The organism is Pseudomonas oryzihabitans NBRC 102199 (genome assembly GCF_000730625.1).
Lineage (GTDB): Bacteria > Pseudomonadota > Gammaproteobacteria > Pseudomonadales > Pseudomonadaceae > Chryseomonas > Chryseomonas oryzihabitans.
The window spans coordinates 337,821-360,504 of sequence record NZ_BBIT01000013.1; the positions used below are offsets into that span (position 1 = coordinate 337,821).

Genomic DNA, 22,684 nt, shown 5'->3' on the forward strand with positions numbered 1-22,684 from the left:
CCTCAGGGCACCGACCAGACCTCGCCCGGCGCCAGTGTCCGGAACGCCTCGTCCGCCAGGCCATGCAGGGCGCGGGCGTGGGCCAGGTCGCGGGGCGGGGCGAACTGTTCTTCGTCGCTCAGGGAAAAGGTGCCGAAGTGGATGCCCAGACTGCTGACGGCGCCCAGCGCCTGATGAGCACGTACCGCATCGTCGGGATTCAGATGGCTGTCCCGCATGAACCAGCGCGGTTCGTAGGCGCCGATGGGCAGGGCGGCGAAACGCGGTGTCCCCAGGCGTTCGCGGATCTGCGCGAAGTGCGGGCCCCAGCCGGTATCACCGGCGAAATAGACCGGTCCGGTCGGCGCTTCCAGTACGAAGCCGCCCCACAACCGGCGGTTGGTGTCGAAGCGACTGCGCGCCGACCAGTGCTGGCCCGGCACCAGGTGCAGGCGCAGGCCGTCCTTGAGCGGCAGGCTCTGCCACCAGTCCAGTTCGCTGACGGTGACGAAACCGGTCTCGCGGCGGATCAGCTCGGCATTGCCGAGGGGCGTCACCACCGGCGTCAGGGGCGCGCGCTCGGCCAGGCGCCGCAGCGTCGCCAGATCCATGTGGTCGTAGTGACTGTGGCTGACGAAGATCAGGTCCAGCGGCGGCAGGTCATCCAGGGCCACGCCGGGGGCGTGATAGCGTCGCGGACCAATGAAGCTGAAGGGACTGACCCGCTCCGACCACACCGGATCGGCGAGGATGTTGAGACCCTGATGCTGGATCAGCAGGGTGGCATGGTTGACGAAGGTCACCCGCAATTCGCCACCCTCGACCCGGGCCACTGGCCGCGTCGGTACGGCCGGCCCGTCCTGCCAGGTCCACTCGGGACGGGTGCGGGTGAACTGCCATTTCAGCAGGGTCCAGAGGCTCTTGTCTTCGCGCGGCGCCAGGTTGTGAAAGCGCTCGCCGTCGAAGTGATCGGAGCGCGGACCCTCGTAGGCGGAGGAGGCGCAACCGGCCAGGGTCAGCAGGTGGATCAGCCACAGCGGACGAAAGATGCGCATGGGACCTCGGACGAATAGACTGGGCGGTCCAGATTACCCTTTGGCTAGCCGCCGTCGATCCCCATGTCGCGAAATACCCGTTCCACCCCCGGCCAGCGTCCGCGTCGCCAGGCCAAGGCACCGCCGGTCACGCCGCGGTTGCTGCTGCTCAACAAGCCCTTCGACGTGCTCACCCAGTTCGCCGACGCCGACGGCCGCGCGACCCTCAAGGCCTATGTCGAGGTGCCGGGCGTCTATCCCGCTGGCCGCCTGGATCGCGACAGCGAAGGCCTGCTCCTGCTGACCAACGATGGCCAGTTGCAGGCGCGTATCGCCGATCCCCGGCACAAGCTGCCCAAGACCTACTGGGCCCAGGTGGAGGGCACACCTGGAGAAGAGCAGCTGCAGCGCCTGCGCCAGGGCGTCGACCTCAATGACGGCCCCACGCTGCCGGCCGAGGCGCGCCTGCTGGCGGAGCCGCCGGCGCTGTGGGAGCGCGATCCGCCGGTGCGCTTTCGCAAGAGCGTGCCGACCGCCTGGATCGAGCTGACCATTCGCGAAGGACGCAATCGCCAGGTGCGGCGCATGACCGCCGCGGTGGGCCTGCCGACCCTGCGCCTGGTGCGCGTCCGCATCGGCCCCTGGACCCTGGACGATCTGGCGCCGGGCGCGTGGCGCGAGGTGCCGGCGCAGCTCTAGGGGCGGAGCTCAGTCCTGCCGCTGGCTGGCGGCCTCCTCTAGATCGCCGGCGATGTCGGCGAGGCGGCGGCTGACGTCCTTGAGCACCTGCGGATCGACCTCTCGCGGCGGCTGTCCCGGCTCGGTCACCAGCTGATTGGCCAGCAGCGCGCTCAGGGCGCCCACCTCGCCGGCCTGGTGGCGCAGGTCGTGGGTGTGCTGCACGGCGGCGTCGCGCAGGAGATTGGTGCTGAGGACCAGGCGCCCCATTTCGTCATCGCGGCCGCCGGGCAGGCGCTCGCCGAAACGCCCGCGCGCCAGCAGCCCCAGTTGCCGGGCGCAGGCCACCAGCGGATCCACCAGCCGCCGCTCCACCAGCCGTATCCCGAGGAACAGCAGGCCGCCGCCACAGAGCAGCAGGGCGAGGCCGGCGAGCAGGATGTCGCGCTGCGCCTCGGCGCGGATGGCGGCGATCTGCGCGGCGGTGCGTCCGTGCAGGTCGTCGACCAGGGCGGCGAAGCCCTCGGCGGTCTCGCGGTCGATACCACGGACCTCGGCATCGCCGCGACGCGGATCGCGATCATGGGCGAGATAGGCGGCCTGGCCGGCGCGATAGCGCTCGCCCAGGCGTTGGTGCTGGGCCCGCAGCGCCTGGAGCCGCGGTTGCAGATCGGGATCGACGCTGCCGGTCAGTTGCTGCAGACGCCGGTCGACCTCCGCCTCGCGGGTCAGGAAGGCCTGCCAGTAGCGCTCGGCCGTCGTGGCATCGCCGCCGCGCAGAAGAAAATTCTTCCACTCCTGGACCTGGATCTTGAAGATCAGGTGGGTGTCGTCAATCTCCACCAGGCGCTCCAGCGGGCCTTCGATCAGGTGCTGGTAGCGATGCAACTCGCGGGAGAGCAGGCCGAAGCCGGCCAGGGCGATCAGCAGCATCAGCAGCAGACTGCCGCCGAACAGGAGCAGGCTCTGACTGCGGAGCGAGCGGGCGAAGGGCATGAGGACTCTCGACAGGAAACGCAGAGCCGCAGCTTAGGGCGCTCGCCCGGGGAAGGCCAGCCTCAGGTCGAGACCAGCAACTGGGCGGCGACGGCGAACATCACCCCGGCCACCAGCAGATCGATCAACCGCCACACCCCTGGGCGGGCCAGGTAGGGCGCGGCCCAGGCGGCGCCTAGGGCGAGGCCGAAGAACCACAGCATGGAGGCCGTGGCCGCGCCGAACACATAGGCCAGGGGCGCGGCCTGCTGGCTGCCCAGGGAGCCCACCAGCAGCACCGTGTCCAGATAGACATGGGGATTGAGCAGCGAGACCGCCGCGGCGGCGAGCAGCGCCTGCCGCCTGCTGCGTGGCTCCGCCGCGGCCATGGTGCCCATGGCTGCCGGCCGCCAGGCCCGACGCAATGCCTGGGCGCCATACCAGAGCAGAAAGGCCGCGCCGCCCCAGCGCAGGATGTCCACCAGCAACGGACTGTGCTGGATCAGCGCGGCCAGGCCCAGCACCCCAGCGGCCACCAGGATCACGTCGCAGGTGAGGCAGAAGGCGGCGATGGCCAGATGGTGCTCGCGGCGCAGCCCCTGGGCCAGCAGATAGGTGTTCTGCGCGCCCAGCGCCATGATGAGACTGGCCATGGTCAGGAGGCCGGTGACGTAGCTGTTCATTGCGGAAGTGATGCCCTGTCGTGCTGGATTGGCTGCCACCTTGCCGCGTCCGGGTGTATAAGAAAAACCAATATTCCTTATGCAGCATTAGCTGAATCGATGATCGACTACAAGTTGCTGGAAGCCCTGGCGGTGGTGGTGGAAGAGGGCGGTTTCGAACGGGCGGCGCGGCGCCTGGGGCTGTCGCAATCGGCGGTGTCCCAGCGCATCAAGCTGCTCGAAGCCCGGGTCGGCCAGGCGGTGCTGGTGCGGGAGACACCCCCGCAGCCGACGGCGCCGGGTCTGCGGCTGTTGCGCCATATCCAGCAGGTGCGGCTACTGGAAGCCGATCTGGGCAGCGAGGTGCCGGGTCTGGCCGAAGAGGTGCCGCAGCGCCTGCGCATCGCCCTTAACGCCGACAGCCTGGCCAACTGGTGGCCGCTGGCGGTCGGCCCCTGGGTCCGGGCACAGCGGGTGTTGCTGGATCTGGTGGTGGAAGACCAGGACGTGGTGCTCCGACGGATGCGCGCCGGCGAGGTGGCGGCCTGCCTCTGCGCCAACGGCCAGCCGCTGGCCGGCGCACGGGTCAGCGCCCTGGGGGCCATGCGCTACCGGGCCCTGGCCAGTCCGGAATTCCGCGCTCGGCAACTGGCCGCATTGCCGGATCCCCAGGCCCTGGCACGGGCGCCGGCCATCGTCTTTGGCCCGGATGATCGCCTGCAGCATCGCTATCTGGAGCAGCTCGGCGTCACCCAGACCTTCGACTACCACCTCTGTCCTTCCGCCGAAGGCTTTCTGCAGATGACCCTGAGTGGCATCGGCTGGGGTCTCCTGCCGGATATCCAGAGCGCGGCTGCCCGGACGCGGGGCGCGCTGGTGGATCTGGCGCCCGGTCACTGGGTGGACGTGCCGCTGTTCTGGCATCACTGGCGCAATGGCGGCGCCGCCTTGCAGGCCCTCACCCGGCATCTCGAACAGGTCGCCGGCCAGTGGCTGGTGCGTGACTAGCGGCGTCTATCGAAGGCTTTGGTTACACTGGCGGATGGGTCGCCCCGGGCGACCGCGGACAGCTTCGGGAATCCCAGCGACATGCGTATCTTGATCACGGGCGCCAGCGAGCCGCTCGGTGCGGGCCTGGCCTGCGACATGCTCGAGCGCGGCCAACTGGTGCGGGTGCACGGCCGCCCCGGCGCGACCCTGGACGCCCTGGTCGAGCGCGGCGCCGACTATCACCCGGCCTTGCTCGACCAGCCCGCGCAGGTGGTGGCGCTGTGCGACGACATCGATGCCATCGCCCACTGTACCGATGTGGCCGGCGTGCCGAGCGCGGCCGATCTCGACCACGGCCAGGTGCTGATCGAAGCCGCCCTGCAGCAGCAGGTCGCGCAATTCGTCTATGTCTCGTCCGCCCGCGTCTACGAGCGGGGCGGCGAAGCGCTCAAGGAAGACCAGGTGCCGGCCAAGCCCGCCAGCCGCGAGGCCCAGCGCCGTCTGCAACTGGAGCGCCTGGCCCTGGCCGCCGGCGAATTCGGCCCCCAGGTCACGGTGTTGCGGCCGGCCCAGGTGCTCGGCCTGGCCGATCGCGACTGGGCGCGCTGGTTGCTGGAAAGGGCCAAGGCCAGGCAGTTGGGCCGCAGCGGCAACGGCCTCAATCGCTGGGACTTCACCAGCGCCGGCAATCTGCGCAAGGCCCTGGTGACCTTGTTGCTCAGGCAACCGGCCGCCACCCAGGGCAAGGTCTTCAACCTCAGCGATGGCCAGCCGCTGGTGTGCTGGGATGCGATCAACTTCCTGCTGCGGCGCTTCGAGTTGCCGCCGGTGGTCGAGCGCAAGGCCTTCGATCCCCGGCGTCTCTATGCCCGCCTGCGTACCCCGGGTCACGAGTCGCGCTGGCCCGACCTGCTCGACAGCCCCTTCACCCTGGATATCCGCGCCGCCCAGGAGGCCTTCGGCTACCTGCCCGAGGCCAGCTCCTGGAACGCCCTGGAAGAATATCGCCCGCGGGCGCCCCAGGCCCGCAGCGGCCCGGTCTAGCGCCGCACCAAAGGCACTCGGGATATGGCATGCTGGCGCTTTGCTATCGGCGCAGACTGCGTTTCCGCGCACGCTCCCGGGGCTAATCCGTCCGCGCACGGCCTCGCGTCGGCGCCGACGGCCGTTATACTGGCCGCGATTTCGTCTTCCTGCCTTTGCTCACAGGTCTGCCATGCGCAACGATCTTCTCGATGAAATGGATAACGTCCCGAGTCTGACGCCGGAGCGTGACGATCGCCGTCCCGCGGGTCGCCGGTCGGTCGAAGCCGAGGAGGTCTATCGCGAGCCCACGGCCGGTCACACGCGCGCGGTACGCCGTGGCCCGTCCACCGCGCCGCTGTGGGTGCTGGTCGCGGCCCTGACTCTGGCCCTGGCCGGGGTCGCCTGGTGGAGTCATCAGCAACTGGTGCTGATGCAGGAGCAGGTGGTGGCCACCCAGGAAAACTTCGCGCGCATCAGCGAAGACGCCCAGGGTCGCCTGAGGGACATCTCCGGCAAGCTGGTGGAAAGCGAATCCTCCGGTACCACCAGTCGCGAGGCGCTGCTGCTGCAGGTCAAGACCTTGCAGACCAAGGTCGCTGAACTCACCCGCCAGCAGCAGGGGGTGACGGACAACCAGCAGGCCCAGGACAACCGTCTGCAGAATCTCTCCACCGCGGTCCAGACGGTGCAGACCGGCAGTGGCGAGGTGGATACCCGCCTCAAGGCCCTGGCCGACGAGCAGACCGCGCTGAAGAACGGCCTGGCGCAGACCGCCAGCCTGACCGAGCAGGTCGCCAGCCTCACCGCGCAGAACAAGGCGCTGCAGGCCGACATCGCCGCGCTGAAGAAGCCCAGTGCCCAGAATCAGGCCCTGGGCGAGATGCAGCAGGACCTGCTGGTGCTACGCAGCGAGCTGGACGCCCGCCCGGTGGGCCCGGACAGCAAGGAATTCGACGCCTTCCGCCTGCAGACCACCCGCAACATCACCACCCTGCAGACCCAGGTGCAGAATCTGCAGCAGCAGATCAGCGCCGGGGCGCGTTGATCGGATCGATCTCGCTGCGCTGCCATTCCTGCGGCCAGAGCTCGCCATCGAGTTGATCGAGCCGGCGCTGCAGGACCTTCTGCTTGAACACCTCGAGGATCTCCACCAGCACCTCGTCCAGGGCATTGTCCTGGGCGCCGCTGGGCAGACTCTGATCGAAGCCGTGATCGGCCAGGCGACTGGCCAGGGCGCGGAAGTCGCGGGTGCGCAGGCTGGCCGCCGCTTCCCTGACCAGGCCGTTGACGATGTCGGTGAGCACCCCGTCCAGGGTGTCGGCCAGTCGCTCGCCCATGGGTAGGCGCTTGAGCCGGGCCAGATCGGGATTCTCGTCCAGGGCGCGCTGCACCACGTCGCCAACCAGGCGTTCCAGGGTGGCGCGATTCTGGCTGTAGCCCTGTTCCACCATCGCCTGGATGCGCAGCGCCATGCCGTCGATCAGCCGCTGCTTGCGCGGGCGGATGACGCGGTCGATCACGCTCTGGGAGAAGTCGTCGCGGGTGTTGAGTTCGTCCTGCAATTCGCCGCAGATCTTGATCATCACCCGATCCGACAGGTCTTCCATGAGCAGCTGGTAGTAATGGTTGAACAGCCGATAGGGCCGCCAGCGGCGCATGTCGATCAGCCCCAGGCGTTGCAGGCGCAGCAGCAGCGAGACGATGCGCAGCGCCCGCAGCAGGCGGAAACCGCCCAGGGGGATGCAGCCGAGCACGTCGTACCAGTGGATGAAGGGGTAGTGGTACCAGCGCGCGTGGCGGCGTTCGATCACCGCCACCAACCAGCCGAGCAGCACGTCGGCGATGAAGAAGGCGACGAACACCAGGTCGATGCGGGTGAAGTGGGCGTGGATGCGTTCGCCATAGAAGGCGTGGAAGCCGGGCAGCACTGCGACCAGGGCCTGGTTGAGCGGTCCCAGGGCATAGAGGCTGTCGAACAGGATCAGCGCCAGGTTCACGCAGACCAGGATCAGGATCAGGCCGTCCCAGAGCGCCAGCAGGCCCTCGTGGCGGCGCGGCGGTGGCGCGGCGGGTGCGGCCGGCGCGCTCATGGCCGCGCGGCCTGCCAGAGCACCTCGCTCACCCCCTGGCGCCGGGCGACGATGCGGGCGGCGACGAACAGCAGGTCGGACAGGCGATTGAGATAGGGCAGGCCCTGGCCCTCCAGCGGCTCCACCGCGTGCAGGCTGCGGCAGCGCCGCTCGGCGCTGCGCGCCAGGGTGCGGCAGACATGGGCCTGGGCCACGGCGCGCGAGCCGCCGGGCAGGATGAAATTCTCCAACGGCCCCAGCTCGGCGTTCCACCGATCGATGGCGCCCTCCAGGCGTTCGATCTCCACCGGTTGCAGGGCGCGATAGCTGGGCATGGCCAGTTCGCCACCGAGGTCGAACAGGCGGTGCTGACAGGGCGCCAGAAGCTCGCTCACCTCGGCCAGGCGGGCGTCCTCGGCCAGCTCGGCGAGCAGCAGACCCAGGGCACTGTTGAGCTCATCCACCGCGCCAATGGCCTCGATGCGCGGATGGTCCTTGGGTACCCGGCTGCCGTCGGCCAGGCCGGTGTCGCCGGCGTCGCCCTGGCGGGTGTAGATCTCGGTGAGGCGAAAACCCATGGCGCAGCTCCTGATGAGGTCCTAGGCCGCGTCGAAGTCGGCCTGGACGAGGGGCAGGCGCAGGGTGAAGCAGGTCCCTACGCCAGGCGTGGAGTGCACCTCCATCTGCCCCTTGTGGTTGTTGGTGATGATGAAATACGACACCGACAGGCCCAGACCGGTGCCCTGGCCCACCTCCTTGGTGGTGAAGAAGGGCTCGAAGATGCGCTTGCAGATGTCCTCGGGGATGCCGATGCCGTTGTCTTCCACCTGGATCTCGGCCCAGCCGCCGCGCAGCTTGGTGCGCAAGGTGATGCGGCCGTATTCGCCTTCTTCCTCGTCGTCGCGCAGGTGGATGGCCTGGGCGGCGTTCTTCAGCAGGTTGAGCAGCACCTGCTCCAGTTCGTTGCCGATCACCGGCACCGGTCCCAGCGCCGGATCGAATTCGCGGATGATCGACAGGGTGCGGAAGTCGAAGCCCTCGGCCAGGTCGAAGTCGTTGCCGGCGATCTCGATGGCCTGGTCGATCAGCGGCGGCAATTCGCTGGCTTCCATCTTGCGATTGCTGCGGCGACTGAAGGCCAGCATGTGGCTGACGATCTTGGCCGCGCGGCTGCCGGCCTGGTGGATGCCGTCGAGCAGCCGCGGGATCTGCCGGCTCTCCAGGTAGCAGTTCACCGCATTGAGCTCGACACCGGATTCGGCGGCCTGCTCGACGTTCTTCGGCAACTCCGGCGACAGCCGCCGGCGGATGTTCTGCACGTTGTGCAGGATGGCGCCCAGCGGATTGTTGATCTCGTGGGCCATGCCGGCGGCGAGGCCGCCCACCGAGAGCATCTTTTCCGACTGCACCATCATCTCTTCCATGTTCAGGCGCTGGGTGATGTCGTCGATGCGGATCACCACGCCACGCCCGGCGCCGCCCATCAGCGGGTAGAAGGTCAAGGTGTAGTGCCGCGGGGTATCGGTCAGCGCCCAGGTCACCCGTTCCACCTTTTCCACCCGCAGCAATTCGGCGGTGCGACTCAGTTGCGGCAGGAACGGCTTGAGCGAGGGAAAGGCCAGGAACACCGGCTGGTTCAGGGCCTCGTCCAGCTGGGTGCCGGAGAGGTGGGTGGCCTCCTGGTTCCACTGGGTGACGTAGAACTGCTCGTCCACGGCGATCAGCGCCGAGGGCATGGAGTCGATGATGCTGTTGAGGTAGTTCTGGAAGCCGGTGAGCTTCTTCTCGATCTTGCCGCGGACCTGCACCTCCAACTCCAGCTTACGGTTGGAGCGGCGGGTCTCCTCGGCCAGGCTCTGGGCCTGCAGCACCGCGTACTGGGCGTCGTCGCGGGCGCGCTTGAGTTGCTGCTCGCGGCCCTGGATGCGGCCGAGCATGGTGTTGAAGGATTCCGCCAGGCGGCCCAGTTCGTCTTCGCTGCCCTTGCTGGCGCGCAGCGAATAGTTCTCCTCGCGGGTCACCTGGCGCGAGAGTTCTTCCAGTTCGCGGATCGGCAGGGTGATGAGTCTCTTGATCTGCCGCGCCACCACCAGCCAGAGCAGGATACTGAAGGTCAGGATCGCCAGGCTGGCGGTCAGGGTGCCGCGGTAGAAGGCCCCCGGCAGTTCGCTGCTGGCCACCAGCAGCAGATGCCCGGGAGCGCCCTCGGGACGCGGCAGCTCCACCAGCAGATTGGTGCGGAATTCGCGCAGGCGCCAGGTCTGCAGCTCTTCGAAGCGCGCCGGCACCTGCAGGCGATCGCCGTTGTGCAACTCGGCCAGGCGCTGGCCCTGGCTGTCGTAGACCGCGGCCAGGCGCAGCGGCGCATAGCCGTCGAGCTGGCGCAGCTGCACCTCGGCCGCCGCCGGCGAGGCCAGCACCTCGCGGCTGAGCACCGGGCTGGCGAACAGCCGGCCCAGGGTCTGCAGCGCCTGGGGCGCCACGCTCTCCTGGGAGATCCAGTAGGCGGCGCTGATAAAGGTCACGTTGGCCACCACCAGCACCGCGATCATCATCACCAGCAGGGCAGCCAGCAACTTGCGGCCGACCGGGAGATTCTTCAGGCGTTTGGCGAGGATCATGGCGCAGCCGTGGCAACAGGGAAGCGGGCAGGGTAGCCCGCAGCTAGTCCTCGGGCAATCCGCGCTCCGCGAGCCGGGCTCGCAGTCGCTGCTGTAGCTCGGTCAGGTGCGGCACCGGCAGGCGCAGCCGTCCGGCGATCGGCAGGGCGTGGCCGAGCAGGTAGCTCACCTCGGTGCGCTGGCCGCGCTCCACGTCCTGCAGCATCGAGGAGCGGTTGTTGGCCGTGGCGGCGATCACCGCCTCGACCTCCTGCTGCAGCCCCTGGGCCGCCGGGGCGAGTCCCATGGCTTCCAGCAGCGCCGCGAGTTCGTCGCAGAGCTCCGTGACCTCCGGCAGATGCTGGCGCAGTTCGCCGTTGCGGCAGCGATAGAGCACGGTCAGCGGATTGATGGCGCAGTTGATCGCCAGCTTGCGCCACAGGCGGGCGTCGATGTCGTCGGTCCAGCGCACCGGGAAACCCAGCTCGGCGAGGGTATCCAGCCAGGGCGGCGGGGTATGGCTGCCGAGCTGGTCGCCGATCCAGATCTGCCCGGCACCGGCCGCGACCACGTGGAAGTCGGTTTCGCGATAGGCTCCTTCGGTGGTGCTGGCTCTCAGGCAGCGCGCCCGCGGTACCCGGGCGGCCACGGCGTCCTGGCTGCCCAGGCCGTTCTGCAGCAGCAGGATCTCGGCTTCCGGTTCCAGGCGCGCGGCGACGCTGGCGATGGCTTCTTCGGCGTCGTAGCTCTTGCAGGCGAGGATCAGCCGGCGGATCGGATTGCCGGCCTCGGGCGTCTCGGCCGGCAGCGGATAGAGGCTGGTGGTGTCGCCTTCGCTGAGTTGCAGGCCGCCGCGGGCGCGATACTGCGCCAGGCGCGTGCGATCGCGCAGGATCAGCCGGACCGGCTCGCCACCGCGAAACAGCCGCGCGGCCCAGAGTCCGCCGAGACTGCCGGCGCCCAACACGTGCCAGCTCACAGCTGTGACTCCAGTGTCGATTCCTTGCGCATGGTCGGATTCCTGAGGAAGAGGGCCAGTCGTTATAATGGTCGGTCAGGCTGCAGCGTCAAGGCTGCCCCACCCCAACCGAGGAGAAAATCCATGCCTTCCTTCGACGTCGTATCGGAGCTGGACAAGCACGAAGTCACCAACGCCGTGGACAACGCCATGAAGGAGCTCGAGCGCCGGTACGACCTGCGCGGCAAGGGCAGCTTCGAGGCCAAGGACCTTACCGTCACCCTGACCGCCGACGCCGATTTCCAGCTCGAGCAGATGCTGGAGATCCTCAAGGTCAACCTGGCCAAGCGCAAGATCGACGTCCAGTGCCTGGAGGTCAAGGACGCCTATGCCTCCGGCAAGACCGTGAAGCAGGAGACCACCCTGCGCGAGGGCATCGACAAGGAGCTGGCGAAGAAAATCGTCGCCCTGATCAAGGACAGCAAGATCAAGGTCCAGGCCGCCATCCAGGGCGAGCAGGTGCGCGTCACCGGCAAGAAACGCGACGAATTGCAGGAGGTCATCGCCCTGCTGCGCGGCCAGTCCCTGGGCATGCCGCTGCAGTTCGACAACTTCCGCGACTGAGCCGCGTTTCGGAACCTCTCGGGCTACCGTCCGTCGCACATAGGGCGCCGCCATTCAGGCCGCGCCCGACTTTTTTCTTGTGCGTGGAGAGGTAGACGATGGATTTGAGTGCCCAGACCGATCACCTGCTGACGGCCTTCATGGCCTGGCTACCGGTGATCCTGCAATATTGCGGCAAGGTGGTACTGGCCCTGATCACCCTGTGGATCGGCTGGTGGATCATCAATCGCCTGACCGGGCGACTGGCCGCGCTGTTCACCGCGCGGCACATGGACCGGGCCCTGGAAACCTTCGTGGTGACCCTGGTCAACATCGGTCTCAAGGTGATGCTAGTGATCAGCGTCGCCTCCATGATCGGCATCGCCACCACCTCCTTCGTCGCCGCCCTCGGCGCCGCCAGCCTGGCCATCGGCCTGTCGCTGCAGGGCAGCCTGGCCAACTTCGCCGGCGGGGTGCTGATCCTGCTGTTCCGGCCGTTCAAGATCGGTGACTACATCGAGGCCCAGGGCGTGCAGGGCACCGTGGATTCGATCCAGATCTTCCATACCGTGCTGCGCACCGGCGACAACCGCACCGTCACCGTGCCCAACGGCAACCTGTCCAACGGCATCATCACCAACCAGTCGCGCCAGGCGACGCGGCAGATCGTCTTCGACGTCAAGGTCGGCTACGACGCCGATCTGCAGAAGGCCAAGCAGGTGCTGGCCGACATGGCCAAGGATCCGCGGGTGCTGGAGACGCCGCCACCCGCCATCGTGGTGGCCGGCCTGGGCGACACCTTCATCACCGTGTCGCTGCGCTGCTGGACCGCCAACAGCGATTTCTGGGGCACCCAGTTCACCTTCAACGAGCAGATCCGCGATCGCCTGCGGGCCGAAGGCATCGACATCGCGCTGCCCAGCCGGGTGGTCAAGGTGATCGACGACAAGGGCGACGAGCGCGCCGCCGCGGCCGCGCGCGGCGAAGCCTAGGGCAGGTCGTGGCGGCCGCGGGCCGCCCCGGTCTCAGTGGCCGCTGCCGGAAGGACCGCTGGGTATCGCGGTCCGCCGCTGGCGCAGCCAGAGCACCGCGATCAGCAGCAGCGTCGGCACCCCCATCAGGGCGGTCAGCGAGAAGAACGAGCTGTAGCCGACGTGCTCGACCATGGCTCCCGAGTAGCCGCCCAAGAGCCGCGGCAACAGCAGCATCAGCGAGCTGAGCATGGCGTACTGGGTGGCCGAGAATCTGAGGTTGGTCAAACTCGACAGGTAGGCGACAAAGGCCGAGGTGGCCATGCCGCCACTGACGTTGTCGGCGCAGATGGTGGCGATCAGCAGCGGCACGTTGGCGCCGGTGGAGGCGATCACCACGAACAGCAGATTGGTCAGCGCCGAGGCGGCGCCGCCGAGAAAGAGGATCGGCAGGATCCCCACCCGGGTGATCAGCACGCCGCCCAGGCCCGCGCCGAACAGGGTCATGAACACCCCGAAGATCTTGCTGACCCCGGCGATGGTTTCCTTGCTGTAGCCCACGTCGATATAGAAGACGCTGGCCATCACGCCCATGACCGTGTCCGACAGCCGATAGGTGGAGATCAGGCCGAGCAGCAGCAGCGCCTGCCACTGGTAGCGCTGGATGAATTCGGTGATGGGCGTCAGCACCGGTGCCATCAGCCGGCGCCCCGGCGCGGTGAGGCAGAGCCAGGCGATCAGGCCGTACATCAGGCCGCGCGGCCAGTAGCCGCCGGCCAGCGCCGACAGGCCACCGGTGACGGCGACGATGAGCACGATCAGCAGGATCACCGAGACCATCTGGTGGACGAAGTCGAAGCGCGGCAGCTCTTCGGCATTGGCCGCATCGCGCAGTCGCAGCGGTTCGCGCATGCGCCGCATGAGATCGCTCAGCGGCTTGGAGCAATAGCGCCCCCAGGGCGACAGGCAGCCGACGATGAACAGGCTGTAGAGCAGGGCGCGCGGCCAGGCCTGGGCGATGGCGGCATTGATGGCGGCGGGGATGGAGACCAGCATCACCAGCAGCAGGGCGACCGCCACCAGCTGGTGATTGAAGCCGAAGCGCGATTCCGCCATGGCCATGGGCGCCACCGGCTCGGGCTCGCGGATCAACAGGCTGGTGACCAGGCCGGGCAGGACCAGCAGAGCGAACAGCATATAGGTGGTGGCCCAGGCGTTCTGGCTGTAGCCCAGGCGGGACGAGCCCAGCTCCTCGGCGAGAAACAGCGCCCCGGCGCTGGCCAGCAGGGCGGCGATGCGATAGCCGGTCATGTAGCAGGCGGCGAGGGCCGCCTGGCGGTCGTCGTCGGCGATCTCCAGGCGATAGGCGTCTACGGCGATGTCCTGGGTGGCCGAGGCGAAGGCCACCAGCACCGCCAGGGCGATCAACTGCTCCAGGTGCTGCTGCGGATTGCACAGCGCCATGCCGATCAGCCCCAGACCCACCAGGATCTGCGACAGCACCAGCCAGGAGCGGCGACGGCCGAGCTTGCCGATCAGCGGCAGCTTCCAGAGGTCGAGCATGGGCGACCAGACCCACTTGAAGGCATAGGCCAGGCCGATCCAGCTGGCGTAGCCGATGGTCTCGCGACTCACGCCCGCTTCGCGCAGCCAGACCGACAGGGTGGAAAACACCAGCATGGCCGGCAGGCCCGCGGCGAAGCCCAGCAGCAGCAGGGCCAGGCAGGCCCTGGATTTGTAAGTGGTGACGGCTTCACGCCAGAAACGTGCAAACATGCCCTTGGGCTCGGAAAAAACGCGCACTCTACTCGACACTCTCAGCTGGATTCCACCGGTACCGACGCATGTCCACCCGGTCCTCGTGCAGCAGCACGCCCTCGGCCCGCAAACGCTCGCGTTGCTCCCGGCCGGAGGGGCTGTCGCGGGTCAGGCTCGGGCGGCCGTCCGCGGCGATCACCCGGTGCCAGGGCAGGGCACTGCCCTCGGGCAGGCGTCCCAGCACCCAGCCCACCCAGCGCGCGCCGCGACCGAGGCCGGCGAGCTCCGCCAACTGGCCATAGCTGACCACCCGTCCCGCGGGAATGGCGGCCAGCGCCAGGAAGACGGCCTGACGCCGGGGTTCGAGGGGAGGGGATGCGCTCATGACGCTCTGCTGCTCCGGGGGAGAAGAGTGCCAGTGTGCCGAAAAGTTTGGTTACGGTGGTGCTGAAACGTGTCGAGCTGCCACATTCTCCCAAGACGTCCGACCTTTGGGCAGTATTTCCGGAAACTTGCCTAACTTTTACCCAGGAACGGTTGCGCGGGTCTCCGGCACCCGGATAATCGCGCCCCTCTCGTTTCGTTACCTTTCCACCCAAGTCCACCCAAAGGTGTCCTGGTGCCCATGCGTTTTCGATTGCTCTCCTCGCTCGCGCTGTTGTCACTCGCCTCCTTCGCCCATGCCGATACCGTCTGGCTGAAGAACGGCGACCGCCTGACCGGAACCATCAAGCTGCTCGACAGCAAGAAGCTGCTCCTGCAGACCGAATACGGCGGCAACATTCCCCTGTCCTGGGACAAGATCAAGACCCTGCAGCGTGACAAGCCCGTCATCGTCCAGCGCGGCAAGTACGAACCCGATTTCCCGGTGGAAAGCCTCAAGCCGGCCGACGATGGCCAGGTGGTGGTCAGCACCGCCGATGGCCAGCAGACCGTGCCCCTGGCCAGCATCACCCAGATCGTGCCGCCGCGTCCCTTCCTGCGCGACTTCGCCTGGAAGGGCAACATCGACGCCGGTCTGGACTACATCAGCTCGTCCCAGGACAGCGAAAAGTACGACATCGACTTCAAGACCCAGGCCCGGCACGGCATGTGGCGGCACAACGCCAACGGCAGCTATGACCGCTACAAGACCGACGACGTGGTCTCGACCAGCAAGTACGGTCTGCAGTACGCCCTGGATCGTTTCTTCGACGAGAAATTCTTCTGGCAGGGCCGCGCCGAATACAAGCGCGACTGGATCCAGGATCTGGCCAAGCAGCGCACCCTGGGTACCGGTCCCGGTTACCAGTTCTGGGACAACGAGCTGGGTGCCTTCTCGCTCACCGGCCTGCTCAACCACAACCGTTACGAGTACTCGGACGGCGGCTCCGACCAGTTCCTCTCGGCGAGCGTGAAGTGGGACTACAACCGCTACCTTTACGGCCAGACCATCCAGTTCTTCACCAATGGTGAACTGGGCCGGCCGCTGGACAACACCGCCAACTTCACCTTCGACGGCGATGTCGGCCTGAGATACAAGGTGACCAACTGGGCGTCGCTGAACCTCAAGGCGTCCAAGGAACTGACCAGCGGTGCCGAGGGCAACGTCAACCAGACCGAGTACACCGCCGGTGTCGGGGTGTCCTGGTAACGTCATGTTTCCCTAGGCAGGCGCCAATCCGTCAAGGCCGCGATTTTCGCGGCCTTTGCGTTTCCGGGCGGCGTCGGGCGGCCACCTTGAAATCGGCTCGGCCGCCTCCATCTCCTGACTTTCAACCGGCTTCCACCGTGAAGGACCCGAGATGCGCGTGACCGCCTTACTCTTCTTGCTGTTCCCCTTTGTGGAACTGGCCGTACTCATCAAGATCGGCAGCGAAATCGGCGTGCTCGCCACCTTCGCCCTGCTGTTGCTGAGCTTTCTGGTCGGCGTCGCCCTGCTGCGCGTCGCCGGCTTCACCACCCTCTGGCGCATCCGCATGCGCCTGGCCCAGGGGCAGATGCCGGAGCAGGAGGTCATCCAGGGTCTGACCCTGGCGATCGCCGGCGCCCTGCTGATCTTCCCGGGCTTCATCAGCGATGTCCTGGCGCTCGTCTGCCTCCTGCCGGTGACCCGCAGGGCCCTGCTGGGCGCGGTGATCGGCCGGGTGACCCGGCGCAACCCCGGTGCCCAAGGCTACCAGGGCCATCAGCCGGGCTCCGGTCAGGCCGCGCCCCATCGCCCCGAGGTCATCGAAGGTGAAGTGGTGCACCGCGACGAGCAAAAGCACTAAAAATTTTGCCCCCCGCCCTTGAAATGCCTGGCGACAACCTCATGTAGCGGACACCGCAAGGTTGTCGCCGCAAGGCGAGCAGGTTTCGCGTCCTGTCATGCACGGGGCGCACCCGGCGCAGCCGGTAAAAACAAACTGCCGATGCAGTCATCGGCGCTGGAAACACTTAGAACTTTGGGAGATACGACAATGGCGCTTCGTCCTCTGCATGATCGCGTTGTGATTCGTCGCAGCGAAGAAGAGACCAAATCCGCTGGCGGCATCGTGCTGCCGGGCTCGGCTGCCGAAAAGCCGAACCGCGGTGAAGTGGTTGCCGTAGGCACTGGACGCGTGCTGGACAACGGTGATGTCCGTGCTCCGGCGGTGAAAGTGGGTGACAAGGTGGTTTTCGGTCCCTATTCCGGCAGCAACGCCATCAAGGTCGATGGCGAAGAACTGCTGGTGATGGCTGAGTCCGAAATCCTGGCCGTCATCGAAGGCTGATCCCCGCTCACTTTTCGAATTTCTTAGAGGAAACAGAACATGGCTGCAAAAGACGTCAAATTCGGTGACTCCGCGCGCAAGAAGCTGCTGACCGGTGTCAACACCCTGGCCGACGCCGTCAAGGCCACCCTCGGCCCGAAAGGCCGCAACGTGGTGCTGGAGCGTAGCTTCGGTGCTCCCCTGATCACCAAGGACGGCGTTTCCGTCGCCAAGGAAATCGAGCTCAAGGACAAGATCGAGAACATCGGCGCCCAGCTGGTGAAAGACGTGGCCTCCAAGGCCAACGACGCTGCCGGTGACGGCACCACCACCGCCACCGTGCTGGCTCAGGCCATCGTCACCGAAGGCCTGAAGTCCGTGGCCGCCGGCCTGAACCCGATGGATCTCAAGCGCGGCATCGACAAGGCCACCGCGGCCGTCGTCGCCGAGCTGAAGAACCTGTCCAAGCCCTGCGCCGACAGCAAGGCCATCGCCCAGGTAGGCACCATCTCCGCCAACTCCGACGACAGCATCGGCAACATCATCGCCGAAGCCATGGAGAAGGTCGGTAAAGAAGGCGTCATCACCGTCGAAGAAGGCTCGGGCCTGGAAAACGAACTGTCCGTCGTCGAAGGCATGCAGTTCGACCGTGGCTACCTGTCGCCCTACTTCATCAACAAGCCCGACACCATGTCGGCCGAGCTGGACAGCCCGCTGCTGCTGCTGGTCGACAAGAAGATCTCCAACATCCGCGAACTGCTGCCGGTGCTGGAATCCGTCGCCAAGGCCGGTCGCCCGCTGCTGATCGTCGCCGAAGACGTCGAAGGCGAAGCCCTGGCCACCCTGGTGGTCAACAACATGCGCGGTATCGTCAAGGTCGCTGCCGTCAAGGCGCCCGGCTTCGGTGATCGTCGCAAGGCCATGCTGCAGGACATCGCCATCCTGACCGGCGGTACCGTCATCTCCGAAGAAGTCGGCCTGAGCCTGGAAAGCACCACCCTGGAGCACCTGGGTCAAGCCAAGCGTGTGGTCCTGAACAAGGAAAACACCACCGTCATCGACGGCGCTGGCGTCGAAGCCGACATCCAGGCCCGTATCAAGCAGATCCGTGCCCAGGTTGAAGAAACCTCTTCCGACTACGACAAGGAGAAGCTGCAAGAGCGTCTGGCCAAGCTGGCTGGCGGTGTTGCCGTGATCAAGGTTGGCGCTGCCACCGAAGTCGAGATGAAAGAGAAGAAGGCCCGCGTTGAAGACGCCCTGCACGCGACCCGTGCTGCGGTGGAAGAAGGCGTGGTGCCTGGCGGCGGTGTCGCCCTGGTGCGTGCCCTGGAAGCTCTGAAAGACCTGAAAGGCATCAACGAAGAGCAGAACGCCGGTATCAACATCCTGCGTCGCGCCGTCGAAGCGCCCCTGCGCCAGATCGTGACCAACGCCGGTGACGAAGCCTCCGTCGTGCTGGACAAGGTCAAGCAGGGCAGCGGCAACTATGGCTACAACGCCGCTACCGGCGAATACGGCGACATGCTGGAATTCGGCATCATCGACCCGGCCAAGGTGACCCGCAGCGCGCTGCAGGCCGCTTCCTCCATCGCCGGTCTGCTGATCACCACCGAAGCCATCGTGGCTGAGCTGCCGAAAGACGACGCAGCCCCGGCCATGCCCGACATGGGCGGCATGGGTGGCATGGGCGGCATGATGTAAGAACCGCTCCGGCCCTAGGGCCGAGCCGAACCCCGGTGCTCCTCGCGGACACCGGGGTTTTTTATGGCCGGTGATCCTCGATGCTCCCACCCTGCGCGCCGCCGCCGCGCTGGTCGCGGTCGCCGGGGCCGGTTAGGCTCTGTGCCGAACAGACGACAACGAGGCCCGCAGCGGACTCGGGCAATGAGGTCAGCGACATGCGTATCCTGGTGGTAGAAGACAACAAGGACATCCTCAGCAACCTGCTGGATTACCTCAGCCTCAAGGGCTACAGCGTGGATTGCGCCCAGGATGGCTTGTCCGGGCTGCACCTGGCCGCGACCGAACACTATGACCTGCTGATCCTCGACATCATGCTGCCCGGCATCGATGGCTACACCCTCTGCCAGCGGTTGCGCCAGGATGCCCGCCGCGATACCCCGGTGATCATGCTCACCGCTCGCGATCAGCTCGATGATCGCCTGGAAGGCTTTCGCTCCGGCGCCGACGACTATCTGGTCAAGCCCTTCGCCCTGTCCGAACTGGCCGCTCGCGTCGAGGCGGTGATGCGCCGGGCCAAGGGCGGCGGACGTCGCCAGCTGCAGGTCGCCGATCTCAGCTATGACCTGGACACCCTGGAGGTCAGTCGCGCCGGCAAGCCGCTCAAGCTCAATCCCATCGGCCTCAAGATCCTCGCCCTGCTGATGCAGAAGTCGCCCCACGTGGTGCGGCGCGAGGTGCTGGAAGAGGCGGTATGGGGCGAGGACTACCCCGACAGCGACAGCCTGCGCAGCCACGTCCACCAGTTGCGCCAGGTGATCGACAAGCCCTTCGAGCAGCCGCTGCTGCGCACCATTCACGGGGTGGGCTACAAACTGGTCGAGCAGGAGTAGCCATGGAATACCACCTGAGCCTGTCACGGCGGATCGTCATCGCCTTCGTGCTGATGACCTTCCTGGTCGGCGGGGTGTTTTCCCTGGGCATCGTCGCGGTGGTGCACACCGTGGAAGAGCGGCTGATTTCCACCGACCTGCGCAACGAACTGGAGCGCATGGTGCAGCGCGACATGAAACGCGGTGGCCAGCCGGTGCTGGATCCCGACATGCGCCTGTATTTCGTGCCCCTCGCCGAGGTGGCGCAGTTGCCTGCCCACCTGCGCGAGTTGCCGGCCGGCTTCAGCGAGGTGGAGGAGGACCAGCAGTACTTCTATGCCTATGTGGCCGAGCTGGAGGGCAATCACTTCGTCCTGCTGCAGAATCAGAGCGACTTCGAGGCGCGCGAACGGCTGCTCTACAAGGTGGTGCTGGTCGGCTTCCTGATCAGCGTGGCCCTGGCCTGGCTGCTGGGCTGGGCGCTGTCGCGGCGGGTGATCGCCCCGGTGGTGCGGCTGGCGCGTCAGGTGCGTCGGCGTGATCAACTGCTCGATGTGACGCCGCCCCTGGCGCCGGACTATGCCAAGGACGAGGTCGGCGAGTTGGCCGGCGCCTTCGACGACGCCCTGAATCGCCTGCGCGCCGCCCTGGCCCGGGAGCGCCTGTTCACCAGCGACGTCAGCCACGAGTTGCGCACCCCGCTGATGGTGATCAATTCCTCCTGCGAGCTGCTCGAGGCCACGCCGGACCTGCCAGCCCGGGCGAAGGGGCCGCTGGAGCGCATGACCCGCGCGGCGCGGGAGATGCAGGAGCTGGTGCAGACCTTTCTCGCCCTGGCGCGCAATCAGGGCGACAACGACACCCAGGCGCCGCGTGCCACCCTGGCCCAGGTGGCGCGGCGCCAGACGCAGGAATGGCAGGCGGCGGTGGAAGCCAAGGGCCTGCAGTGGCGGCTGAGCGTGGCGCCGGAGGCCGACCAGGCGCTTTGGCACGAGCCCTTCCTGCGCTCGGTGATGAGCAATCTCCTACGCAATGCGCTGCACTATACCGAGCGGGGCTATATCGGCCTGCAGGTCGGAGCGGACGGCTTCGTGGTGGAAGACAGCGGCGTGGGCATTCCCGAGGAGCAGCGCGAGGCGATGTTCCAGCCCTTCGTGCGGGGCGCCGAGGGGCGTGGCGAAGGCCTCGGGCTGGGGCTGTCGCTGGTCCGCAGGATCTGCCAGCTGCAAGGCTGGACCGTGACCCTGGGTGACAGCGCGGCGGGTGGCTGTCGCTTCGAGATAGCGCTGGGCAGCGACAGCCTAGCGGACTGAGGTTACAGAATTTTCACAACGCCTTGACCGCGGTTTGACAGCGGCCTGGGTAGGGTGGCGGCACTTCTCCACTCCCTCAGGAGCCGCCTCCGTGAAAGCGCCCATCGACCTGCCCTTTTCGCAAAAGTACGACGCCGACCACGCCCGCCAGTATTTTCTGAAGCATCAGGACGGCCTGGCCCGGCGCCTGTCCAACTGGCGCGACCAGCAGCTCGCCCGGCAGGCCCTGAGCATCGCCGGCCAGCCCAATCTGGTGCTGGATCTGCCCAGTGGCGCCGGCCGTTTCTGGCCGCTGCTGGCGGAGAAGCGCAATCGCCTGATCATCGGTGCCGACTACTCGGAAAACATGCTGGCCACCGCCCGTGAACAGCAGCCCGCGGACGTCGTGGCCCGGGTGAAGACGCTACAGACGTCGGCTTTCGCTATCGACCTGTCCGACAATTCTGTAGATTGCATCTTCTGTATGCGTTTGTTTCACCACGTGGGCGAATCGGCGGACCGTCTGGCCCTGCTGCAGGAGTTCCACCGGGTGACCCGCGACAGCGTCATCCTGTCGCTGTGGGTGGACGGCAACTTCAAGGCCTGGCGGCGTCAGGCACTGGAACGTCGTCGCAAGGCTCAGGGCCGCGACCGCGGCGGTTATCAGAACAGATTCATCGTCGAGCGCAGCCAGTTCGAGGCGGAAGTCGCCCAGGCCGGCTTCGTCGTCGACCGGGCCCTGGACTTCCTGCCGGGCTATGCCATGTGGCGGGTCTACGTCCTGCGCAAGGCCAATTGAAGCTATTTCAGAATAAGAGAGGCAGCCGATGGGAGCCGTGACGCAAGGCGAAGAGCGTTTCGATCGCTGGTGGAATACCGCGGGCGACTGGGTGGAAGCGCCCAACGTCCGCCGTGGTGGCGAAAGCGGTGTCCAGCGCCTGCAACTCCCTGACGGTACCCTGGCCTACGTCAAGCGCCAGGTCGGCCACCTCTATCGCAGCCTGCGTCACCCCCTGGGGCGTCCCACCGCCCTGCGCGAGCGCGATGCGCTGATCGCCTTTCGCGATCTGGGCATCCAGGTTCCCGAATTGCTGTTCTGCGCTGCCCAGCATGCCCAGGGTGGCTGGCGCGCCCTGCTGGTGAGCGCGGCCCTGGAAGGCTACCAGGACCTCGATCACTGGTATGCCGAAGGCGGTGGCAAGGCGCTCAGCGAGGCCGAGCACGAGCGGTTCCTGGCCACCCTCGGTGAGGTGCTGGCGCGCATGCACCGGCATCGCTGGCAGCACGGTTGCCTCTATCCCAAGCACATCTTCGTCGCCGAACGAGCCGGTCCCCAGGGCAAGGAGTTCTCGGTGGCCCTGCTCGATCTGGAGAAATGTCGCCAGCGCCTCGGCATAGACACGGCCGCTCGTCGGGATATGCTGCAATTGCGCCGCCATTCGTCGTGGAATGCTGCGCAATGGCGAACTCTCCTCTACGTTTACCAACAGGCGTTGGGACGGAAGATCAGAGGGTTGGAGCCATGACTTCACAAATTACTCGAGGTTTACTGATCGCGGCTTTCTGCGGGGTCACCACCCTGGCCTATGCGAGCTGGCTACGGCCGGCAGCTGCAGTGGTGGGCAGCGAGGGTCTGGACTACTGCCAGACACCGGTCGCCCGCAGCCTGACCACCTCCAGCACCGGTAGCCAGGACCTGCTGCTGTTTCTCTTCGGCATGACCCAGACCCACAACCGCTAGGCCCCCGGGCGGTCAAGCGCCTTTCGCTTCCTCGGCAAGTTGGGCATCCTGTCGTCTGACTTCTAGCTGCCGAGCCCCCGCC

General features: G+C 66.9%; 24 protein-coding genes. 15 read left to right on the forward strand and 9 right to left on the reverse strand.

Going from position 1 to position 22,684, the window contains the following annotated elements:
• Nucleotides 1-2: 2 nt before the first annotated feature.
• Complete coding sequence (locus tag POR01S_RS15315) at nucleotides 3-1,034, reverse strand: MBL fold metallo-hydrolase (RefSeq protein ID WP_042136819.1); 1,032 nt, start codon at nucleotides 1,032-1,034, stop codon at nucleotides 3-5.
• 63 nt (nucleotides 1,035-1,097) lie between these two features.
• Between POR01S_RS15315 and POR01S_RS15320 the strand changes: the two genes are divergently transcribed.
• On the forward strand, nucleotides 1,098-1,712 hold the full coding sequence (locus POR01S_RS15320) for a pseudouridine synthase (RefSeq protein WP_027598522.1): 615 nt from the start codon (nucleotides 1,098-1,100) through the stop codon (nucleotides 1,710-1,712).
• Between the two features lie 9 nt (nucleotides 1,713-1,721).
• Here the strand turns inward: POR01S_RS15320 and POR01S_RS15325 are convergent, their stop codons facing one another.
• Together POR01S_RS15325 and POR01S_RS15330 are read right to left on the reverse strand one after the other, a co-directional pair.
• Nucleotides 1,722-2,687: a methyl-accepting chemotaxis protein gene (locus POR01S_RS15325; RefSeq protein WP_042136821.1), complete on the reverse strand. Its 966-nt coding sequence runs from the start codon at nucleotides 2,685-2,687 to the stop codon at nucleotides 1,722-1,724.
• 62 nt (nucleotides 2,688-2,749) lie between these two features.
• Nucleotides 2,750-3,349 (reverse strand): LysE/ArgO family amino acid transporter, encoded by a 600-nt coding sequence (locus POR01S_RS15330; protein WP_042136823.1) that lies wholly within the window; start codon nucleotides 3,347-3,349, stop codon nucleotides 2,750-2,752.
• A 99-nt stretch (nucleotides 3,350-3,448) separates the two neighbouring features.
• Here POR01S_RS15330 and POR01S_RS15335 point away from each other — a divergent pair, with 99 nt between their 5' ends.
• The 3 genes from POR01S_RS15335 (at nucleotide 3,449) to POR01S_RS15345 (ending at nucleotide 6,389) form a co-directional block, all read left to right on the forward strand.
• A complete protein-coding gene (locus POR01S_RS15335; RefSeq protein WP_042136824.1) occupies nucleotides 3,449-4,336 on the forward strand; it encodes a LysR family transcriptional regulator ArgP in 888 nt (295 codons plus the stop codon).
• Between the two features lie 81 nt (nucleotides 4,337-4,417).
• Complete coding sequence (locus POR01S_RS15340; RefSeq protein ID WP_042136826.1) at nucleotides 4,418-5,362, forward strand: NAD-dependent epimerase/dehydratase family protein; 945 nt, start codon at nucleotides 4,418-4,420, stop codon at nucleotides 5,360-5,362.
• A 172-nt stretch (nucleotides 5,363-5,534) separates the two neighbouring features.
• Nucleotides 5,535-6,389, forward strand: coding sequence for an ATPase (locus POR01S_RS15345; protein ID WP_042136829.1), 855 nt, complete (start codon nucleotides 5,535-5,537; stop codon nucleotides 6,387-6,389).
• Here the strand turns inward: POR01S_RS15345 and POR01S_RS15350 are convergent.
• The 4 genes from POR01S_RS15350 to POR01S_RS15365 are packed head-to-tail and all read right to left on the reverse strand — an operon-like array spanning nucleotide 6,370 to nucleotide 10,992.
• Nucleotides 6,370-7,434, reverse strand: a complete 1,065-nt coding sequence (locus POR01S_RS15350) for a hypothetical protein (protein WP_042136831.1) — start codon at nucleotides 7,432-7,434, stop codon at nucleotides 6,370-6,372. The two genes, POR01S_RS15345 and POR01S_RS15350, sit on opposite strands and share 20 nt — an antisense overlap.
• The gene (locus POR01S_RS15355) at nucleotides 7,431-7,991 is read right to left on the reverse strand and encodes a cob(I)yrinic acid a,c-diamide adenosyltransferase (protein WP_027603025.1); all 561 of its coding nucleotides are present in this window, start codon (nucleotides 7,989-7,991) and stop codon (nucleotides 7,431-7,433) included. Before POR01S_RS15355 ends, POR01S_RS15350 begins: the two co-directional genes overlap by 4 nt.
• Before the next feature lie 21 nt (nucleotides 7,992-8,012).
• Nucleotides 8,013-10,034 carry a sensor histidine kinase gene (locus tag POR01S_RS15360; RefSeq protein ID WP_027598529.1) on the reverse strand — a complete coding sequence of 674 codons (2,022 nt, stop codon included), beginning with the start codon at nucleotides 10,032-10,034 and terminating at the stop codon, nucleotides 8,013-8,015.
• Between the two features lie 43 nt (nucleotides 10,035-10,077).
• Nucleotides 10,078-10,992: a putative 2-dehydropantoate 2-reductase gene (locus POR01S_RS15365; protein WP_042136834.1), complete on the reverse strand. Its 915-nt coding sequence runs from the start codon at nucleotides 10,990-10,992 to the stop codon at nucleotides 10,078-10,080.
• A 123-nt stretch (nucleotides 10,993-11,115) separates the two neighbouring features.
• On the opposite strand from POR01S_RS15365, the gene POR01S_RS15370 reads away from it, so the two are divergent.
• Together POR01S_RS15370 and POR01S_RS15375 are read left to right on the forward strand one after the other, a co-directional pair.
• Nucleotides 11,116-11,595, forward strand: coding sequence for a YajQ family cyclic di-GMP-binding protein (locus tag POR01S_RS15370; RefSeq protein ID WP_017640080.1), 480 nt, complete (start codon nucleotides 11,116-11,118; stop codon nucleotides 11,593-11,595).
• A gap of 98 nt (nucleotides 11,596-11,693) precedes the next feature.
• Nucleotides 11,694-12,566 carry a mechanosensitive ion channel family protein gene (locus tag POR01S_RS15375; protein WP_042136837.1) on the forward strand — a complete coding sequence of 291 codons (873 nt, stop codon included), beginning with the start codon at nucleotides 11,694-11,696 and terminating at the stop codon, nucleotides 12,564-12,566.
• A gap of 33 nt (nucleotides 12,567-12,599) precedes the next feature.
• On the opposite strand, the gene POR01S_RS15380 is transcribed toward POR01S_RS15375, so the two are convergent.
• Nucleotides 12,600-14,321, reverse strand: a complete 1,722-nt coding sequence (locus POR01S_RS15380) for an AmpG family muropeptide MFS transporter (RefSeq protein WP_042136920.1) — start codon at nucleotides 14,319-14,321, stop codon at nucleotides 12,600-12,602.
• 28 nt (nucleotides 14,322-14,349) lie between these two features.
• Entirely contained in the window at nucleotides 14,350-14,688 is a 339-nt protein-coding gene (locus POR01S_RS15385) for an MGMT family protein (protein ID WP_007161930.1), read from the reverse strand.
• Between the two features lie 240 nt (nucleotides 14,689-14,928).
• On the opposite strand from POR01S_RS15385, the gene POR01S_RS15390 reads away from it, so the two are divergent.
• From POR01S_RS15390 to POR01S_RS15430, 9 genes are all read left to right on the forward strand, one after another.
• On the forward strand, nucleotides 14,929-15,936 hold the full coding sequence (locus POR01S_RS15390; RefSeq protein ID WP_027598533.1) for a DUF481 domain-containing protein: 1,008 nt from the start codon (nucleotides 14,929-14,931) through the stop codon (nucleotides 15,934-15,936).
• A 151-nt stretch (nucleotides 15,937-16,087) separates the two neighbouring features.
• On the forward strand, nucleotides 16,088-16,555 hold the full coding sequence (locus tag POR01S_RS15395) for an FxsA family protein (RefSeq protein ID WP_042136840.1): 468 nt from the start codon (nucleotides 16,088-16,090) through the stop codon (nucleotides 16,553-16,555).
• 189 nt (nucleotides 16,556-16,744) lie between these two features.
• Nucleotides 16,745-17,038, forward strand: coding sequence for a co-chaperone GroES (locus POR01S_RS15400; RefSeq protein WP_007161933.1), 294 nt, complete (start codon nucleotides 16,745-16,747; stop codon nucleotides 17,036-17,038).
• Between the two features lie 39 nt (nucleotides 17,039-17,077).
• Nucleotides 17,078-18,718 (forward strand): chaperonin GroEL, encoded by a 1,641-nt coding sequence (groL, locus tag POR01S_RS15405; RefSeq protein ID WP_027598535.1) that lies wholly within the window; start codon nucleotides 17,078-17,080, stop codon nucleotides 18,716-18,718.
• 197 nt (nucleotides 18,719-18,915) lie between these two features.
• Complete coding sequence (locus POR01S_RS15410; protein WP_007161935.1) at nucleotides 18,916-19,590, forward strand: response regulator transcription factor; 675 nt, start codon at nucleotides 18,916-18,918, stop codon at nucleotides 19,588-19,590.
• 2 nt (nucleotides 19,591-19,592) lie between these two features.
• Nucleotides 19,593-20,882, forward strand: coding sequence for a sensor histidine kinase (locus tag POR01S_RS15415; protein WP_027598536.1), 1,290 nt, complete (start codon nucleotides 19,593-19,595; stop codon nucleotides 20,880-20,882).
• Between the two features lie 91 nt (nucleotides 20,883-20,973).
• Nucleotides 20,974-21,660 carry a class I SAM-dependent methyltransferase gene (locus POR01S_RS15420; RefSeq protein ID WP_007161937.1) on the forward strand — a complete coding sequence of 229 codons (687 nt, stop codon included), beginning with the start codon at nucleotides 20,974-20,976 and terminating at the stop codon, nucleotides 21,658-21,660.
• Between the two features lie 28 nt (nucleotides 21,661-21,688).
• Nucleotides 21,689-22,387, forward strand: coding sequence for a lipopolysaccharide kinase InaA family protein (locus POR01S_RS15425; RefSeq protein WP_027598538.1), 699 nt, complete (start codon nucleotides 21,689-21,691; stop codon nucleotides 22,385-22,387).
• Entirely contained in the window at nucleotides 22,384-22,602 is a 219-nt protein-coding gene (locus POR01S_RS15430) for a hypothetical protein (RefSeq protein WP_027598539.1), read from the forward strand. Before POR01S_RS15425 ends, POR01S_RS15430 begins: the two co-directional genes overlap by 4 nt.
• Nucleotides 22,603-22,684: the final 82 nt, after the last annotated feature.

What these genes read in the sequence shown, in the direction of transcription:
- POR01S_RS15315 (WP_042136819.1), bottom strand. Translation starts at nt 1,034, where the DNA reads ATGCGCATCTTTCGTCCGCTGTGGCTGATCCACCTGCTGACCCTGGCC.
- POR01S_RS15320 (WP_027598522.1), top strand. Translation starts at nt 1,098, where the DNA reads ATGTCGCGAAATACCCGTTCCACCCCCGGCCAGCGTCCGCGTCGCCAG.
- POR01S_RS15325 (WP_042136821.1), bottom strand. Translation starts at nt 2,687, where the DNA reads ATGCCCTTCGCCCGCTCGCTCCGCAGTCAGAGCCTGCTCCTGTTCGGC.
- POR01S_RS15330 (WP_042136823.1), bottom strand. Translation starts at nt 3,349, where the DNA reads ATGAACAGCTACGTCACCGGCCTCCTGACCATGGCCAGTCTCATCATG.
- POR01S_RS15335 (WP_042136824.1), top strand. Translation starts at nt 3,449, where the DNA reads ATGATCGACTACAAGTTGCTGGAAGCCCTGGCGGTGGTGGTGGAAGAG.
- POR01S_RS15340 (WP_042136826.1), top strand. Translation starts at nt 4,418, where the DNA reads ATGCGTATCTTGATCACGGGCGCCAGCGAGCCGCTCGGTGCGGGCCTG.
- POR01S_RS15345 (WP_042136829.1), top strand. Translation starts at nt 5,535, where the DNA reads ATGCGCAACGATCTTCTCGATGAAATGGATAACGTCCCGAGTCTGACG.
- POR01S_RS15350 (WP_042136831.1), bottom strand. Translation starts at nt 7,434, where the DNA reads ATGAGCGCGCCGGCCGCACCCGCCGCGCCACCGCCGCGCCGCCACGAG.
- POR01S_RS15355 (WP_027603025.1), bottom strand. Translation starts at nt 7,991, where the DNA reads ATGGGTTTTCGCCTCACCGAGATCTACACCCGCCAGGGCGACGCCGGC.
- POR01S_RS15360 (WP_027598529.1), bottom strand. Translation starts at nt 10,034, where the DNA reads ATGATCCTCGCCAAACGCCTGAAGAATCTCCCGGTCGGCCGCAAGTTG.
- POR01S_RS15370 (WP_017640080.1), top strand. Translation starts at nt 11,116, where the DNA reads ATGCCTTCCTTCGACGTCGTATCGGAGCTGGACAAGCACGAAGTCACC.
- POR01S_RS15375 (WP_042136837.1), top strand. Translation starts at nt 11,694, where the DNA reads ATGGATTTGAGTGCCCAGACCGATCACCTGCTGACGGCCTTCATGGCC.
- POR01S_RS15380 (WP_042136920.1), bottom strand. Translation starts at nt 14,321, where the DNA reads ATGTTTGCACGTTTCTGGCGTGAAGCCGTCACCACTTACAAATCCAGG.
- POR01S_RS15385 (WP_007161930.1), bottom strand. Translation starts at nt 14,688, where the DNA reads ATGAGCGCATCCCCTCCCCTCGAACCCCGGCGTCAGGCCGTCTTCCTG.
- POR01S_RS15390 (WP_027598533.1), top strand. Translation starts at nt 14,929, where the DNA reads ATGCGTTTTCGATTGCTCTCCTCGCTCGCGCTGTTGTCACTCGCCTCC.
- POR01S_RS15395 (WP_042136840.1), top strand. Translation starts at nt 16,088, where the DNA reads ATGCGCGTGACCGCCTTACTCTTCTTGCTGTTCCCCTTTGTGGAACTG.
- POR01S_RS15400 (WP_007161933.1), top strand. Translation starts at nt 16,745, where the DNA reads ATGGCGCTTCGTCCTCTGCATGATCGCGTTGTGATTCGTCGCAGCGAA.
- groL (WP_027598535.1), top strand. Translation starts at nt 17,078, where the DNA reads ATGGCTGCAAAAGACGTCAAATTCGGTGACTCCGCGCGCAAGAAGCTG.
- POR01S_RS15410 (WP_007161935.1), top strand. Translation starts at nt 18,916, where the DNA reads ATGCGTATCCTGGTGGTAGAAGACAACAAGGACATCCTCAGCAACCTG.
- POR01S_RS15415 (WP_027598536.1), top strand. Translation starts at nt 19,593, where the DNA reads ATGGAATACCACCTGAGCCTGTCACGGCGGATCGTCATCGCCTTCGTG.
- POR01S_RS15425 (WP_027598538.1), top strand. Translation starts at nt 21,689, where the DNA reads ATGGGAGCCGTGACGCAAGGCGAAGAGCGTTTCGATCGCTGGTGGAAT.
- POR01S_RS15430 (WP_027598539.1), top strand. Translation starts at nt 22,384, where the DNA reads ATGACTTCACAAATTACTCGAGGTTTACTGATCGCGGCTTTCTGCGGG.